Source organism: Microbacterium sp. UBA1612 (assembly GCF_002321605.1).
GTDB classification, from domain to species: Bacteria; Actinomycetota; Actinomycetes; order Actinomycetales; family Microbacteriaceae; genus Microbacterium; species Microbacterium luteum.
In genome coordinates, this window is the sequence record NZ_DCMW01000003.1 from 283,185 (window position 1) to 295,984 (window position 12,800).

At 68.1% G+C, this 12,800-nt stretch carries 13 protein-coding genes and 1 pseudogene; 8 read left to right on the forward strand and 6 right to left on the reverse strand.

All coding sequences use genetic code 11. From position 1 onward, the window contains the following. Positions 1–40 precede the first annotated feature (40 nt). Genes B3S45_RS01925 through B3S45_RS01945 form a run of 5 tightly spaced genes read left to right on the forward strand, consistent with a single transcriptional unit; the run spans position 41 to position 4,902 of the window. Positions 41–1,081 carry an iron-siderophore ABC transporter substrate-binding protein gene (locus B3S45_RS01925; RefSeq protein WP_194383193.1) on the forward strand — a complete coding sequence of 347 codons (1,041 nt, stop codon included), beginning with the start codon at positions 41–43 and terminating at the stop codon, positions 1,079–1,081. Continuing rightward, complete coding sequence (locus tag B3S45_RS01930; protein WP_194383194.1) at positions 1,078–2,133, forward strand: FecCD family ABC transporter permease; 1,056 nt, start codon at positions 1,078–1,080, stop codon at positions 2,131–2,133. Before B3S45_RS01925 ends, B3S45_RS01930 begins: the two co-directional genes overlap by 4 nt. Beyond that, the gene (locus B3S45_RS01935; RefSeq protein ID WP_194383195.1) at positions 2,130–3,182 is read left to right on the forward strand and encodes a FecCD family ABC transporter permease; all 1,053 of its coding nucleotides are present in this window, start codon (positions 2,130–2,132) and stop codon (positions 3,180–3,182) included. Before B3S45_RS01930 ends, B3S45_RS01935 begins: the two co-directional genes overlap by 4 nt. Then, the gene (locus B3S45_RS01940) at positions 3,179–4,003 is read left to right on the forward strand and encodes an ABC transporter ATP-binding protein (RefSeq protein WP_194383196.1); all 825 of its coding nucleotides are present in this window, start codon (positions 3,179–3,181) and stop codon (positions 4,001–4,003) included. Before B3S45_RS01935 ends, B3S45_RS01940 begins: the two co-directional genes overlap by 4 nt. After that, positions 4,000–4,902 (forward strand): siderophore-interacting protein, encoded by a 903-nt coding sequence (locus B3S45_RS01945; protein ID WP_194383197.1) that lies wholly within the window; start codon positions 4,000–4,002, stop codon positions 4,900–4,902. Before B3S45_RS01940 ends, B3S45_RS01945 begins: the two co-directional genes overlap by 4 nt. A gap of 58 nt (positions 4,903–4,960) precedes the next feature. Here the strand turns inward: B3S45_RS01945 and B3S45_RS01950 are convergent, their stop codons facing one another. From B3S45_RS01950 to sufB, 5 genes are read right to left on the reverse strand one after another with little or no spacing between them, the layout of a single operon-like run. Next, the gene (locus B3S45_RS01950; protein WP_071043576.1) at positions 4,961–5,290 is read right to left on the reverse strand and encodes a metal-sulfur cluster assembly factor; all 330 of its coding nucleotides are present in this window, start codon (positions 5,288–5,290) and stop codon (positions 4,961–4,963) included. A gap of 9 nt (positions 5,291–5,299) precedes the next feature. Then, on the reverse strand, positions 5,300–6,082 hold the full coding sequence (gene sufC, locus B3S45_RS01955) for a Fe-S cluster assembly ATPase SufC (protein ID WP_071043577.1): 783 nt from the start codon (positions 6,080–6,082) through the stop codon (positions 5,300–5,302). Positions 6,083–6,096: 14 nt separating this feature from the next. After that, on the reverse strand, positions 6,097–6,426 hold the full coding sequence (locus tag B3S45_RS01960) for a non-heme iron oxygenase ferredoxin subunit (RefSeq protein WP_071043578.1): 330 nt from the start codon (positions 6,424–6,426) through the stop codon (positions 6,097–6,099). Continuing rightward, complete coding sequence (sufD, locus tag B3S45_RS01965) at positions 6,423–7,625, reverse strand: Fe-S cluster assembly protein SufD (RefSeq protein WP_194383198.1); 1,203 nt, start codon at positions 7,623–7,625, stop codon at positions 6,423–6,425. The genes B3S45_RS01960 and sufD overlap by 4 nt, the downstream gene beginning before the upstream one ends. Then, positions 7,626–9,044, reverse strand: coding sequence for a Fe-S cluster assembly protein SufB (gene sufB, locus B3S45_RS01970; RefSeq protein ID WP_194383199.1), 1,419 nt, complete (start codon positions 9,042–9,044; stop codon positions 7,626–7,628). It lies immediately after the preceding gene. Between the two features lie 239 nt (positions 9,045–9,283). On the opposite strand from sufB, the gene B3S45_RS01975 reads away from it, so the two are divergent. Continuing rightward, positions 9,284–10,273: a COX15/CtaA family protein gene (locus B3S45_RS01975; RefSeq protein WP_194383200.1), complete on the forward strand. Its 990-nt coding sequence runs from the start codon at positions 9,284–9,286 to the stop codon at positions 10,271–10,273. A 116-nt stretch (positions 10,274–10,389) separates the two neighbouring features. Continuing rightward, the gene (locus B3S45_RS01980; RefSeq protein WP_194383201.1) at positions 10,390–10,788 is read left to right on the forward strand and encodes a dinucleotide-utilizing enzyme; all 399 of its coding nucleotides are present in this window, start codon (positions 10,390–10,392) and stop codon (positions 10,786–10,788) included. 23 nt (positions 10,789–10,811) lie between these two features. Here B3S45_RS01980 and B3S45_RS01985 read toward each other — a convergent pair whose 3' ends face one another. Continuing rightward, positions 10,812–11,741: a heme o synthase gene (locus tag B3S45_RS01985; RefSeq protein WP_194383202.1), complete on the reverse strand. Its 930-nt coding sequence runs from the start codon at positions 11,739–11,741 to the stop codon at positions 10,812–10,814. A gap of 241 nt (positions 11,742–11,982) precedes the next feature. On the opposite strand from B3S45_RS01985, the pseudogene B3S45_RS01990 reads away from it, so the two are divergent. After that, a pseudogene (locus tag B3S45_RS01990) lies at positions 11,983–12,800 on the forward strand (transketolase); the annotation flags it as partial.

Genomic DNA, 12,800 nt, shown 5'->3' on the forward strand with positions numbered 1-12,800 from the left:
GTCGGGTAAAGTAAGCCTGCCCTAACACCTAGGAGGAATCTTGTTCCGCTCCCCCCGCACACGCATAGCGCTCGCCGCCGTGACCGCCACCGCACTCGGTGTCGCCCTCGCAGGCTGCGCAACAGGTGTCCAAGAGTCCGAGGACGCATCGTCGTCGACGACCGGCGACACCTTCCCCGTGACGATCGAGCACGCTCTCGGCGAGACGGTCATCGAGTCGCAGCCGGAACGGGTCGCCGCGATCGCGTGGAGCAACCAGGACGTCCCCCTGGCCCTCGGAGTCGTTCCCGTGGGGATGGACTCCCAGGTGTGGGCGTGGACCGGCGAAGCCGAGCTCGGCGTCTACGAGTGGACGCAGGATGCGATCGACGAGCTCGGCGGTGAGGAGCCCGTCATCTTCTCCTCATCCGACGGTGTGGACTTCGAAGCCATCGCCGACACCGCCCCCGATGTGATCCTGGCCGCCCAGTCGGGCCTGAGCGAGGAGGACTATTCCACGCTCAGCGAGATCGCCCCTGTGGTCGCGTATCCCGAGATCGCCTGGTTCACGCCGTGGCGAGACACCATCATCCTGAACGCCGAAGCGCTGGGCATGGCCGAGGAAGGCGAACAGCTCGTCGCCGATCTCGAGCAGCAGATCGCCGACGCGACGGCGGAGGCCGACTTCGCCGGGAAGACGGCGGCGTTCTTCTACGCGAGCCCGGCCGACCTCTCCACCGTCTCGCTCTACACCGGCGGTGACTCGCGGACCGCCTTCCTCGACGACCTCGGCTTCGATCTGCCGCAGGTCGCGATCGACGCCGCGGCGGAGGGTTCCTTCTACCAGGACTTCAGCGCGGAGAACGCCGACCAGCTCGCCGACGTCGACATCATCGTCAGCTACGGCGACGGCAGCCTGCTCGAGGCGATGCAGGCCGACCCGCTGTGGAGCACCCTGCCCGCCGTGCAGAACGGCGCCGTCGTGGAGGTCGGAAACGGAGACGCCCTGAGCGCCGCCGTCAGCCCGACCGCACTGTCGATCCCGTGGGTCCTCGACGAGTACGTCGCGATGCTCGAGGACGCCGCCTCGCAGGCTCAGTGACGCTCCTCGCCGCGAACACGCGCCGCGCGCCCGCCTCTCGTGCGAGCGCGCGGCCGCGTGTCGTGGCCCTCGTCATCGGACTCGCTCTCCTCGTCGTCACCGTGATCCTCTCGCTGGCATTCGGTTCCAGGCCGGTCAGCGTCACCGAGGTCGTCGACGGCGTCACCACGTGGCTGCGCGGGCAGACACCCACCGAGATCGGTGCACTCGCGGTGCAGAGCCGCATCCCCCGCACCGCGCTCGCCATGCTCGCTGGTGCGGCGCTGGCCATCTCCGGCGCCCTCATGCAGGCCATCACCCGCAATCCGCTCGCGGACCCCGGCATCCTCGGCGTCAACACCGGCGCCGCGCTGGCCGTCGTCATCGGCATCGCCTTCTTCGGCCTGGCAGACACGTGGGGTTACCTCAGCTTGGCCCTCATCGGCGCCGGCCTCACCGCCGTCTTCGTATACTTCGTCGGATCGGTCGGCGCCGGCGGCACGACGCCCATCAAGCTCGCGCTGGCGGGAGCTGCGACGACCGCCGCCCTCACGTCGCTCGTGTCAGCGATCCTGCTGCCGCGTCAGAACGTGCTCGACGAGTTCCGCTACTGGCAGGTGGGCAATGTCGGACGAGCGGAATGGGAGACCATGGCGGTGGTCGCGCCCGTTCTCGTCTTCGGCGCCATCGTCGCCATCTTCTCCGCCTCGGCTCTGAACGCGCTCGCGATGGGCGATGACGTGGCGACGGGCCTCGGCGTGCACGTCGGACGCATCCGCATCGTCGCCGCCATCGCGGGGGTCGCCCTGTGCGCCGCCGTCACCGCGGTCGCCGGCCCGATCGGCTTCGTCGGGCTCATGGTCCCGCACGTGGTGCGCCTCGTCTCCGGGCCGGACCAGCGGTGGCTCCTCCCTCTCTCCGCGATCGGCGGCGCCATCCTCCTCGTCGCGGCAGACACGATCGGACGTGTCATCGGCTCCCCCGGCGAGGTCGAGGCGGGCATCATCACCGCATTCGTCGGGGCCCCCGTTCTCATCGTCATCGCTCGCCGCACCCGGATGAGGGCGCTGTGACCGCGACAGCAGAGATCATCGACGGAACCGCCGCCGCGGTCCGCGCAGGCCGCCGCGCACGGACGCGTCGCCGCACGATCGCGGTCGCCGCGCTGGTGATCCTTCTGATCGGCCTCAGCATCGCGATGCTCACGCTGGGCAACACCGTCTACCCGCTCGGCGATCTGATCGCGGTCATGCTCGGCAACGACGTTCCCGGGGCATCCTTCACCGTGGGCACACTCCGAATACCCCGTACCCTCACCGGTGTCCTCGCGGGTGTCGCGTTCGGCGTCGCCGGCGTGACCTTCCAGACCATGCTGCGCAATCCTCTCGCCAGTCCGGACGTCATCGGGATCACCTCCGGTGCCAGTGCGGCGGCGATCCTCTCGCTGATCGTGCTGGGCTGGGGCAGCGGGGCCACCATGACGCTGGCCCTGCTCGCCGGCGTGGGAACGGCCGTCGTCATCTACATCGCTGCTCGTGGTGGCACGTCGACCGGCGGCCGTCTGATCCTCATCGGCATCGGCATCGGCGCCATGCTCGACGCCGTCGTGGCCTACCTCCTCGTCCGCGCCCAGGTCTACGACGTCGCCGTCGCCGCACGATGGCTCGCGGGCAGCCTCAACGGTGCGCGGATGGAGGACGTGCCGCCGCTTGCCGTCGCGGTGTTCGTCCTGGTGCCGATCGTGCTGCTGCTCAGCAGGGATCTGCGCGCCCTGGAACTCGGCGACGCGTCGGCCACCGCCCTCGGGGTGCGTGTCGACCGCACGCGGCTCCTTCTCGTCGTCTCGGCGGTCGCCCTGGCCTGCTTCGCCACCGCCACGACCGGACCGATCGCCTTCGTGGCCTTCCTCGCCGGACCGATCGCCACCCGGATCGTCGGCGCGGGCGCATCCGTGGTCGTCCCGGCGGCGCTCACGGGGTCGTGCCTCGTGCTCGCGGCCGACCTCCTGGGGCAGTTCGCCTTCGACACGAAGTTCCCCGTGGGCGTCATCACCGGCATCCTCGGAGCTCCCTACCTCCTGTACCTGCTCATCCGTACCAGCCGCCGCGGAGGCTCTTCATGACCCACGCACACCAGCTCCGCACGGAGGGCCTCGTCGCCGGCTACGCGGGCGCCGTCATCGTCGACGACGTCGACCTCGACGTGCCCGCCGGCAGGATCAGTGTGATCGTCGGCGCGAACGCGTGCGGCAAGTCGACGCTGCTCAAGACGATGTCGAGGCTGCTCGCGCCGGAGAGCGGAACGGTCGTCCTCGACGGCCGTCGCATCGACCAGATCCCCACCAAGGAACTCGCCCGATCGCTCGGACTGCTCCCGCAGCAGCCGATCGCCCCCGAGGGCATCGTGGTGTCGGAACTCGTCGGACGCGGGAGGCACCCGCACCAGAAGCTCTTCCGGTCCTGGACGACCGAGGACGACGTCGCCGTCGCGCACGCCCTCGACGCGACCGGTGTGAACGACCTCGCCGACCGCCCGATCGACGAACTGTCCGGCGGACAGCGGCAGCGCGTGTGGATCGCCATGGCACTGGCTCAGGAGACGGGCGTGCTGCTGCTGGACGAGCCGACGACCTTCCTCGACGTCAGTCACCAGGTCGAGGTTCTCGACCTGCTCACCGATCTGAACCGCCGGCGGGGCACGACGATCGTCATGGTCCTGCACGACATCAATCTCGCGGCGCGGTACGCCGACCATCTGTTCGCCCTCAGACGCGGTCGACTCGTCGCGAGCGGTCCGCCGTCGGATGTCATCACCCGCGAACTCATTCGCGACGTCTTCGACCTGGACTCCCTCGTCATCGACGACCCGGTCTCGGGGTCTCCGATGGTCCTCCCCCGTGGACGCCACCACATCCTCGACCCCCTGGACGGAGTGACACCATGACAGACAAGCCCTACCGGTTCTTCCGGGTGCGTGTGACGGCCATCAGCGACCTGACCCCCAGCTTCCGACGCTTCACCTTCACCGGCGACGACCTCGACGATTACGGCGACCCGGGCTTCGATCAGCGGATCAAGCTCATCTTCCCCACCGCGACAGCACCACTGGAGGCGATGCCGACCGGAGACGACTGGTACGCGCAGTGGCGGGAGCTCCCCTCGGACACCCGCCCCCACATCCGCACCTACACCACGCGACGCGTGCGTCACGAGCTGCGAGAGGTGGATGTCGACATGGTCGTGCACGACGTCGCCGGCCCCGCCTCCCGGTGGATCGACGACGCGAGGATCGGCGACGAGCTGCTGATCCTCGCTCCGTCCACGGCCGCGACCGGCGTGAGCTTCGGCATCGACTTCGTCCCGCCTGAGCGCACCGACGCCGTCCTGCTCGTGGGAGATGAGACCGCGGCCCCCGCGATCGCGGTCATCCTCGAGCAGCTCCCGCCGGAGGCTCGCGGACACGTCGTTCTCGAGCTGCCCGAGCCGGCCGATGCGGCCTACATGCCGACCCATCCCGGGTTCGGGATGTCCATCGGGCACCGCACCGCCGACACGCGGCACGACTTCCTCACCACGACCGTGCCGCACGTCGCCGAACGTCTCGCGCCCGGCGGGACGGGAGCCGACGTCGAAGAGATCGACATCGACACCCAGCTCCTCTGGGAGGTGCCGCGCACGGCCAAGGGCGGCGCCGCCTTGATGAGCGCACCGCTCTACGCGTGGCTGGCCGGGGAAGCCGGCGGCATCAAGGCGCTCCGTCGTCATCTCGTCAGTGAGCGGGGCGTGGATCGCCGAGCGGTCGCCTTCATGGGCTACTGGCGCCTCGGCCGCGCCGAGATGTGAGAAAGGGCGCGACCGCGCAAGCGGTCGCGCCCTTCACCTCGGTCACGAGGAGTGCGCGTCAGATCGCGAAACCGAGGGCACGCATCATGTCGCGCCCATCGTCGGTGATCCGCTCCGGACCCCACGGCGGCATCCAGACCCAGTTGATCCGGAATCGATCCACCACGGCGTCGAGCGCCTGCGCGGTCTGCTCCTCGAGCACGTCCGTCAGCGGGCAGCCGGCGGACGTGAGTGTCATGTGGATCACGAGGGCGTCGTTGTCGTCGTCCCACGCGAGGTCGTAGATGAGCCCCAGATCGACGACATTGATCCCGAGCTCCGGATCCATGACGTCTTTGAGCGCTTCGGAGACCTCGTCGTACTTCTCGGTCGTGAGCGTGACGGTCATGTAACGATTCTACGCGCCGGCGTCGACGGTCGGCTCAGCGACCTGCGGAACGAAGCGATCGTAGCCCTCGTCCTCCAGCCGGTCGGCAAGTTCCGGGCCGCCCTCCTCGACGATGCGGCCCTTGACCATCACGTGCACGTGATCAGGCCGGATGTAACGCAGGATGCGGGTGTAGTGGGTGATCAGGAGCACACCGAGGTCGGTCTGCTCCTTCGCCCGGTTGACACCCTCGGACACGATCTTGAGGGCGTCGACGTCCAGCCCGGAGTCGGTCTCGTCCAGCACGGCGAGCTTCGGGCGGAGCAGCTCGAGCTGCAGGATCTCGTGGCGCTTCTTCTCGCCGCCGGAGAATCCCTCGTTGACGTTGCGCTGCGCGAACGTCGGGTCCATCCGGAGATTCGTCATCGACTCGCGGACGTCCTTGGTCCACGAGCGGATCGCGGGTGCTTCGCCGTCGATGGCGGTCTTGGCGGTGCGGAGGAAGTTCGTCACGGTCACCCCGGGGATCTCCACAGGGTACTGCATCGCCAGGAAGAGCCCGGCGCGGGCGCGCTCGTCGACGGACATCTCGAGCACGTCCTCGCCGTCGAGCGTGATGGATCCGCCCGTCACGGTGTACTTGGGGTGTCCGGCGATCGTGTACGCGAGCGTCGACTTTCCCGACCCGTTCGGGCCCATGATGGCGTGCGTCTCGCCCGTTCGGATGGTCAGTGTGACGCCGTTCAGGATGGGGGTGGCCCCCTTCTCGGTCTCGACCGTCACGTGCAGGTCGCGGATCTCGAGGACAGTCATGATGTGTTCCTTCGTCAAGTCAGGTCTTTGGTCACGGCCGGATCGATCATCACGTCGTCGCCGTCGATCTCGACGACGTAGACGGGGACCGGTTCGAAGGCCGGAAGGTTCTGAGGTCTGCCGGTGATGAGCGAGAACGCCGAGCCGTGCGCCCAGCATTCGAGGGTGTCCCCCTCGACGAATCCTTCGGACAGCGAGATGTCGCCGTGGGTGCAGGTGTCGCCGATCGCGTGCACGACGCCCTCTGCGTCCAGGACGACCGAGATCGGCACGCCGTCGAGCTCCACGCGGTGCGCGGTGTCCTGCTCGAGCTCGCTCAGCGAACAGGCTCGCTGTGCGCTCACGCGGCGCCGTCCTCGAGCTCACGCTCGATCGCGGCCGTCAGTTCGTCCTGCAGCGCCGGGATGCCGATCCGCTGCACGATCTCGGACAGGAAGCCGATGACGACGAGCCGACGCGCCTCATCCTCGGCGATGCCGCGAGCCTGGAGGTAGAACAGCTGCTCGTCGTCGAAGCGGCCCGTCGCACTGGCGTGCCCGGCGCCCTGGATATCGCCCGTCTCGATCTCGAGGTTCGGGATCGAGTCGGCTCGTGCACCGTCGGTGAGCACGAGGTTCCGGTTCGCCTCGTACGAATCCGTTCCCACCGCATCGGGACCGATCAGCACATCGCCGATCCAGACGCTCCGGGCGGAAGCCCCCTGCAGGGCGCCCTTGTAGAGAACGTCGCCGACGGTGTGGGGGCCCTTGTGGTGCAGGTACACCTGGCTCTCGAGATGCTGACCCGAGTCCGCGAAGGACAGTCCGTACAGGCGCGCCTCGGAGCCCGGACCGGCGAGTTCGACCGACGGGTTCACCCGCACGACGGAGCCGCCGAAGGTGACGACGACGTGCGTGAGCGTCGCGTCCTTGTCGACTCTCGCCTGGTGCGACGCGGCGTGCACGGCGTCGTCGTCCCACCGCTGGACGGTCACGAGCTTCAGCGTGGCGCCGTCGCGGACGATCACCTCGACGTTCTGCGCGTACGCCGCCGATCCGCTGTGGTCCAGGACGACCGTCGCGCGGGAGTTCGGAGCCGCCTCGATGACCAGATGCGCGTTGCCGTGACGCTCGGCGCCCGCGCCACGGAGCGAGAGGACGAACGGTTCGTCGAACTCGCCGCCGTCGGGCACGCGCAGGTGCAGCGCGTTCGCGCCCCGCTTCCACGCGATCGCGCTGATGAGATCCTCGGGCCGGAAGACCTCGCCCCTCGGTCCGGCGTCGTCATCGGCCGGGGCCACGATGAGGTCGGCGATCGTCTCTCGGTCATCGGAGACGGCCGGCGCTCCCTGCCCGTCGGTCTCCTCGTCGACGAAGAGGGTCCCGAGGCGGTCGAGCGGCGCGTGGCGCCAGTTGACCTCGCGGCCGGTGGGACGCTCGAAGTCCGCGGGGTCGAACGATGTCGGTCGCTCTGAGCGAGTCTGAACCGGGACGAACGATCCTGCCCCGTCCGAATGCGGCACTGATCCGGGCACCGTCGCGGGTGCCTGAGTGGTGGTCGTCATCTAGCCGACGGATCCTTCCATGCCCATCTCGATGAGCTTGTTGAGTTCCATGGCGTACTCCATGGGCAGTTCGCGGGCGATGGGCTCGATGAAGCCGCGCACGATCATCGCCATGGCTTCGTCCTCCTCGAGGCCTCGCGACTGCAGATAGAACAGCTGCTCCTCGCTGACCTTCGAGACCGTGGCCTCGTGGCCGAGCTGAACATCGTCGACCCGGATGTCGATCGCCGGATAGGTGTCCGAGCGCGAGATGGTATCGACCAGCAGGGCGTCGCATCGCACCGTGTTGGCGGAATGATGCGCGTTCTCCGCCACACGGACCTCGCCCCGATAGCCGGCTCGCCCGCCACCGCGCGCGATCGACTTCGACACGATCGAGGACTGCGTGTACGGCGCCATGTGGATCATCTTCGCCCCGGCGTCCTGGTGCTGACCCGGACCGGCGAAGGCGACCGAGAGCGTCTCGCCCTTGGCGTGCTCGCCCATGAGGAAGATCGACGGATACTTCATCGTGACCTTGGAGCCGATGTTGCCGTCGACCCACTCCATCGTCGCGCCCTCGTGGGCGACGGCGCGCTTGGTCACCAGGTTGTAGACGTTGTTGGACCAGTTCTGGATCGTCGTGTACCGCACGCGGGCGTTCTTCTTGACGACGATCTCGACGACGGCCGAGTGCAGCGAGTCGCTCTTGTAGATCGGGGCGGTGCAGCCCTCGATGTAGTGAACGTAGGAGTCCTCGTCGGCGATGATCAGCGTGCGCTCGAACTGCCCCATGTTCTCCGTGTTGATACGGAAGTAGGCCTGCAGCGGGATGTCGACGTGCACGCCCTTCGGAACGTAGACGAACGACCCGCCGGACCACACCGACGTGTTCAGCGCGGCGAACTTGTTGTCACCCGCCGGAATCACCGTGCCGAAATACTCCTCGAAGAACTCCGGGTGCTCGCGCAGCGCGGTGTCGGTGTCCATGAATATGACACCCTGACGCTCGAGGTCCTCCTGGATCTGGTGGTAGACGACCTCGGACTCGTACTGGGCCGCGACGCCCGCGACGAGGCGCGCACGCTCCGCCTCCGGGATACCGAGCTTCTCGTACGTGTTCTTGATGTCCTCGGGAAGGTCTTCCCACGACTGCGCCTGCTTCTCCGTGGAGCGCACGAAGTACTTGATGTTCTCGAAGTCGATGTCGGAGAGGTCCGCGCCCCACGTCGGCATCGGCTTGCGTTCGAACAGCTGGTGACCCTTGAGGCGGGCCTTCAGCATCCACTCCGGTTCGTTCTTCAGGCGGGAGATATCGCGCACGACGGCCTCCGAGAGGCCGCGCTTCGCGCTCGCGCCGGCGACGTCCGGGTCATGCCATCCGAACTCGTACACCCCCAGGCCATCGAGCTCGGGACGATCGATCAGCACATCCGACATGGCTCAACTCCTCTCTCTTGGGCCGCAACGTTGTCATCCGCCCCGGCATTCCCCGCCCTTCGGGAGTTTGGAAGGTGGATGCCGCTCAGGTGGGCCCGATCACAGGCGCCTCGTTACCGCGCCTAGACTGTCAGTGATGCGAAACGCGACAGCGTCGCATCCCGAACCACTCGATTCTACAGGGTTCACCGGCGGCCGCACCGAGAGCGGCCCGATGCCGTGCACCCGGAAGGCCGCGCATGCCCTCCTCCGTCTCCCCCGTCGAGAACGCCTCTTCCGTCGAGTCCTCCGGTGGCATCCGTGGGCGGATCGTCGCGTTCCTCCCCGACCGTGTCGACCGGCGTGTCGTGGCCGCGGCCTGGGCGACTCTCGTCGTGCAGATCGGCATCGTGGCCACCGGCGGTCTCGTGAGACTGACGGGCTCCGGTCTCGGATGCCCCACATGGCCGCGCTGCACCGACGAATCGTTCGTGGCGACGCAGGAGATGGGCATCCACGGCGTCATCGAATTCGGGAACCGCCTGCTGACGTTCGTGCTGGTGGCGGTGGCGATCGTGACGTTCCTCTTCGTCGTGCGGATGCGTCGACGCCGTCGCGACCTCTTCTGGCTCGCCCTCGCGATCGGCCTCTACGTGCCGCTGCAGGCGATCATCGGCGGCATCACCGTCCTGACGAACCTCAACCCCTACGTCGTCGGCCTGCACTACTTCGCGTCCGTGGTGCTCGTGGCCCTGTCGGCCGGCCTCGTGGTGCGGGTGTACGCCGTGCCGGGTCCGCGACGCGTCGCCGTACCCCGGACCTACCGCGCGCTCGTCGCCGTCACGGCCGTCGGCGTGCTGGTGACGGTCGCCGTCGGCATCCTCGTCACGGGTTCGGGGCCGCATGCCGGCGACGGCGGTGCGGCACGGAACGGTCTCGACCCGGAACTCATGCAGCATGTCCACTCCTGGCCGGCTTATGTGACGCTGGCGCTCTCGCTGGCGATCTTCGCCCTCGCCTTCCGGATGCCGGCCCCCCTTCGGCTGCCGCTGTGGACAGGGCTGCTCCTCCTCACCGAGGCCGCGCAGATCGCCGTGGGCCTGTGGCAGGCACGCGCCGGCCTCCCGATCGTGCTGGTGAACATCCACATGGTGCTCGCGGTGGTCCTCGTCGCAGCCATGACCGCGGTCGTCCTGCACCAGTCGCTGCCGGCGACCCATCCGCGATCAGACCCGGCCCCGCGCTCATAGCGGACTCATCGGATTCACCCACCCGCAACCGAGGAACCGCATACCGCGCGCACGGACGCTCCCGGAATCGTGTCCTCGGTCGCGGCCGACCGGCCGCACGTGAGGAGCAGATGACAATGACCACCCGTCCCAGCCTCGTGCGCAGCATCCCGTTCTGGATCCTTCTCGCAGGCTCCCTCGGCACGGCCGGATACGGCGCGAGCATGGTGACCGGAACGCTGGACTCGATGACCACGACCCTCCTGGACGGAACGGCGACCGGCGTCGACGTCTACGTCGGCCAATCGACGGCGGTCATCGGTGCCGTGCTCATCGGCGCAGGTGTCATCGGCGTGCTGCTGACCCTCGCCGTCGCGGCCGTTGCGACCCTGCGCCCGTATCCTGCACCGGAGATCGTCGAGGCTGTCGACCCGGCGGCCGACTCGGAGGAGAACGACCTGACGCCGGATGCGCCGCAGAGCGAACCCGAGATCACGCGCCCGGAAGCGGACGCGGAGACCGACCGCGTCGGCTGACCGCACGCGCGGCCCGCTGCGACTCAGAAGGGCAGCAGCGGGTCGACGGCGATCGCGACGAACAGCAGGGTCAGGTACGTGATCGACGCGTGGAACACCCGCATCGGCTTCGGCTCCGTGCCGCGGACGGCTCGGTTGTAGAGAACGTGCGACTCGTAGACGAACCAGCCGCCGAACACGAGGGCTGATGCGGTGTAGACGATGCCCATCGACGCGACCGGGATGAGCAGCAGGGAGCACACCACCGTGGCCCACGCGTAGAGGATCACCTGCAGCCCCACCTGCGATCCGTTCCGGGTCGCTCCGAGCATCGGCACGTCGACGTCGTCGTACTGGTCCTTGTACTTCATCGACAGCGGCCAGTAGTGCGGCGGCGTCCACAGGAAGACGAGCACGAAGAGGATGACCGGAGGCCACGCGAGCGAACCGGTCACAGCGGTCCAGCCGATGAGCACCGGGAAGCAGCCCGCGATCCCGCCCCACACGATGTTCTGCTCGGTGCGGCGCTTCAGGAGCATCGTGTAGATCACGACGTAGAAGAAGATCGCGCCCGCGGACAGCGCCGCCGCCAGAGCGTTCGTCGTGACGAACAGCCACGCGGTCGAGCCCACGGCCAGCGCCCATGCGAACACGAGGGCCCCGCGCGGAGAGACCTCGCCGGTCACCAGCGGTCGGTTGACGGTGCGCTGCATGTGCGCATCGATGTCGCGATCGAGGTACATGTTGAACGCCGCCGCCGAGCCGGCGCTCATCGAGCCGCCGATGACCGTCGCGAGCACGAGCCACAGGTCGGGCAGACCGCCCTCGGCGAGGATCATCACCGGCACCGTCGTGACCAGCAGCAACTCGAGGACGCGGGGCTTCGTCAGCGCGACGTAAGCCAGGATCGTCCGGCGGATCGATCGGGTTCCCTCGGTTCGCCGGGTGCCGGTCTGAGCCGTCGTGGTGTGCATCTCCCCCGCCATCGCCGCCTGAACAATCGCTTCAGTCTATGGCATGCTCGCGCGACCACACTCCCGCCCGACGACGTGCGACCTCCGACGCGGGCGCCGGCACGGATCACGGCCGTGTGACGGCCTGAGGGCGAATCGCTATGCTGAGAGGACACGCGCGCCGCACGCGCCGATCCCATCCCTCGCCACCGGCTGATTCGGGGATCCGTGCGCGTCAGCGCACCCTCGAGAAAGGCCCTCTGTGTCGGAACTGCGTTGGGAAGAGATCGATCGGCGCGCGGTGGACACCGTGCGCGTGCTGGCGGCGGATGCTGTCGAGAAGGTCGGCAATGGTCACCCCGGAACGGCGATGAGTCTCGCTCCGGCGGCGTATCTGCTGTATCAGCGGGTGATGAACCACGACCCCGCGGATGTGCACTGGCCGGGTCGTGATCGTTTCATCCTCTCTGCGGGGCATTCGTCGTTGACGCAGTACATCCAGCTGTATCTGGGTGGGTTCGGGTTGGAGCTGCAGGACCTGAAGGAGCTGCGGACGTGGGGGTCGAAGACCCCGGGTCACCCGGAGTTCGGTCACACCGACGGTGTGGAGATCACGACCGGACCGTTGGGTCAGGGACTGGCCTCGTCGGTCGGGTTCGCGTACGCGGCCCGGTATGAGCGGGGCCTGTTCGACCCGGAGTCCGCGCCGGGTGAGTCGCCGTTCGATCACACCATCTATGTGATCGCCTCGGATGGGGACATCCAGGAGGGCATCACCAGCGAGGCCTCCTCGTTGGCCGGGCATCAGGAGCTCGGCAATCTCGTCGTCATCTACGACGCGAACCAGATCTCGATCGAGGACGACACCGACGTCGCGTTCACCGAGGACGTCGCCGCCCGCTACGCCGCGTACGGCTGGCATGTGCAGACGGTGGATTGGAAGAAGACGGGCGAGTACGTCGAAGACGTCGCCGAGCTTCACGCAGCCCTCGAGGCGGCGAAGGCCGAGACGTCGAAGCCGTCGATCATCGTGCTGAAGACGATCATCGGGTGGCCCTCGCCGGGCAAGCAGAACACCGG

Coding starts and splice junctions, on each gene's coding strand:
- sufD (WP_194383198.1), bottom strand. CDS start 7,625: ATGACGACCACCACTCAGGCACCCGCGACGGTGCCCGGATCAGTGCCG.
- B3S45_RS01945 (WP_194383197.1), top strand. CDS start 4,000: ATGACAGACAAGCCCTACCGGTTCTTCCGGGTGCGTGTGACGGCCATC.
- B3S45_RS01975 (WP_194383200.1), top strand. CDS start 9,284: ATGCCCTCCTCCGTCTCCCCCGTCGAGAACGCCTCTTCCGTCGAGTCC.
- B3S45_RS01950 (WP_071043576.1), bottom strand. CDS start 5,290: ATGACCGTCACGCTCACGACCGAGAAGTACGACGAGGTCTCCGAAGCG.
- B3S45_RS01980 (WP_194383201.1), top strand. CDS start 10,390: ATGACCACCCGTCCCAGCCTCGTGCGCAGCATCCCGTTCTGGATCCTT.
- B3S45_RS01985 (WP_194383202.1), bottom strand. CDS start 11,741: ATGCACACCACGACGGCTCAGACCGGCACCCGGCGAACCGAGGGAACC.
- sufB (WP_194383199.1), bottom strand. CDS start 9,044: ATGTCGGATGTGCTGATCGATCGTCCCGAGCTCGATGGCCTGGGGGTG.
- B3S45_RS01940 (WP_194383196.1), top strand. CDS start 3,179: ATGACCCACGCACACCAGCTCCGCACGGAGGGCCTCGTCGCCGGCTAC.
- sufC (WP_071043577.1), bottom strand. CDS start 6,082: ATGACTGTCCTCGAGATCCGCGACCTGCACGTGACGGTCGAGACCGAG.